The 2,228-nt window shown below is 63.3% G+C and carries 1 protein-coding gene and 1 pseudogene; both read right to left on the reverse strand.

The window, feature by feature from the left end; translation table 11 throughout:
* Positions 1–263: hypothetical protein (locus VES88_11955; protein ID HYN82210.1), on the reverse strand; the 263-nt coding region annotated here is incomplete at its 3' end.
* A gap of 166 nt (positions 264–429) precedes the next feature.
* Positions 430–1,799, reverse strand: a pseudogene (locus tag VES88_11960) (IS3 family transposase).
* Between the last annotated feature and the right edge of the window lie 429 nt (positions 1,800–2,228).

A 2,228-nucleotide genomic window follows, 5' to 3' on the forward strand; every position in this document is an offset into this window, starting at 1 on the left:
TTCTCTTTGCTGCCGTATAGCTGCTGGACGAATATCAAAACGTGTTGATTTTCGAGAGTGGTGTTTTGAGCGACGAGATTCTCTTCACGGGTCAGTAGCTCGGTCTCGAACCAGTGCAACGTCAAAGTCAGCGCTGCGCCTCGGTCCCAGATCCTCGGCGATCCGATCAAGCGAAACGTTGGGTCGGCGGCGAATCGCTCCGCGTCATTGAGGTCCTCGTAGCCGGGCAGCCGGCTGTGTAGACTGACTGCGGAAGCTGTCAATGACTTTGAGACACCGAGGGTGAATCTTTTAGAGTAGCGCGTCACGTCACAGCGCAACCTTCATCATCGACAACGGGACGGTCGCGGTCGAAATCGGGTGGACGCGCGGGTCGTCCGGAGTCACGATCGTCGTTTCTGGGGCATCCTGGCGCCCCGAATTTTGGGGAGGCGGGTTGATCCACACCGTCGTGGGCAAGGCCGCCGGCCGCGGCATCCCTCCGACAAATCGTTCCGGATGCGCCGCAAAGGCGGCGGCGAGCACCACCTGCCGCTGATCGCGGATGCCTTCAGCGAAGCGGTAGTGGACCATCGCCGGCGTCAAGTACCCGAGACCGCTGTGATGATGTTCGTGGTTGTACCACGAGAAAAATGTGTGGCCGAACGCCCGGGCGTCTTCGAGCGACCCGAAGCGCTCGGGAAACGCGGGACAGTACTTCAGCGTCTTGAACTGCGCCTCGGAGAACGGGTTGTCGTTCGACACATGGGGCCGGCTGTGCGTCTTGACCACGCCGAGGTCCGCCAGGAGGAGCGCCACCGGCTTGCTCCGCATCGAGGAGCCGCGGTCCGCATGGAGCGTCAGCTGTCCGGGGGGAATTGTCTGCTTCGCGCACGTCTCCTCGATCAGGCGCTCCGCCAAGACGGCGCTCTCCCGCGGCGCGACCATCCAGCCGACCACGTAGCGGCTGAAGACGTCGAGGATCACGTACAAATAGAAGTAGGTCCATTTCGCGGGCCCGAGCAGTTTGGTGATGTCCCAGCTCCAGAGTTCATTCGGCTGCGTCGCCAAGAGCTCGGGCTTCACATAGTGCGGGCGACAGACTTGGTTCCGCCGCTCCTTGAGTTCGAGCGCGCTGTCCAGGATCCGGTACATGGTCCGGGGCGAGCAGAGATAGACGCCCTCGTCCAGGAGGGTGGCATGGACCTGCGCCGGCGCGTGATCCAGGAAGCGCTCCGCGTGGAGCGTGTCGAGGACGATGTGGCGTTCGCCAGGCGCCAGCGCGCGCGGCGGCGCGGGCCGCGCGGCCGGCGGTCGCGCGGGCTGGCGCTGCCGATACACGGACGCCCGCGAGACCTCCAACGCGTCGCACGCCGCCGCGGTCCCCATCGTGCCCCTCGCCGTCTCGATGGCCTGCATCACTCGATCTCGTCGGCCTCGAACGGTTTCAGTGGGATCCCCAGGAGCTCGGCAACTTTTTTTTGGAACGCGATGATCGTGTCCGCCCGCTGCAGGCGGCGCTCAAGCCGACGCTTGTCCGTCTCGAGACCGGCCTTCTCCCGCTCGAGCTGCTTGACGCGGGGATCTGCGGTGACCGTCCGGCCCCGCTTCCTGGGCGTGAGCCCCACCACCCGTTGCTTCCGCCAGGTCACCAAATGCGAGGAATAGAGCCCTTCCTTCCGCAGCAGCGCGCCGAGCTGGCCTGGTTGCGTACACGCGTCCGCCTTGCGCAGGACCTCCAGCTTGTACTGCGACGTAAACCGGCGACGCCGTCGACGAGCGGCTACCTCGGGATCGGGGGCGTCCGACACGGGAGGCACGTTCCGGGGCTCGACCGTAGAAGACCCTCCGCTGCGGGCCGTCTCGCTTCGCTCGTCGCCCCTCCGCTCCGGCTCTTCCACGGTCGACTGGCTCAGAACCCCACGACTCATCAGGTTGATCACGGTCGGTTACTTCCTCGCCCCTACACTCTAATTACCGAAGCACTCGGTGTCTCACTGATATTGGCAGAAAGGGTAGTAGCCGAAGCTGAGCATGTTCAAGTCCATCCGACCGGTACGCTCACCAGAGTGAAGGACGGATCGATCAGCGAATATAAAGTCGACCTCAAATCGAGGGTAGTGGGTAAGGACCCGCACCTCAATCAGGTCTCCGTGGTTTTCGCGCAATTGTCGTGCGGCCTGCTGTATTTCGTTGACCACGTCTCACACTCAGCTAACGACGAGTGTTAGTTGGTTGACTGTCGTTCT

It is taken from the genome of Gemmatimonadaceae bacterium, assembly GCA_035633115.1.
In the GTDB taxonomy this organism is placed as follows: domain Bacteria; phylum Gemmatimonadota; class Gemmatimonadetes; order Gemmatimonadales; family Gemmatimonadaceae; genus UBA4720.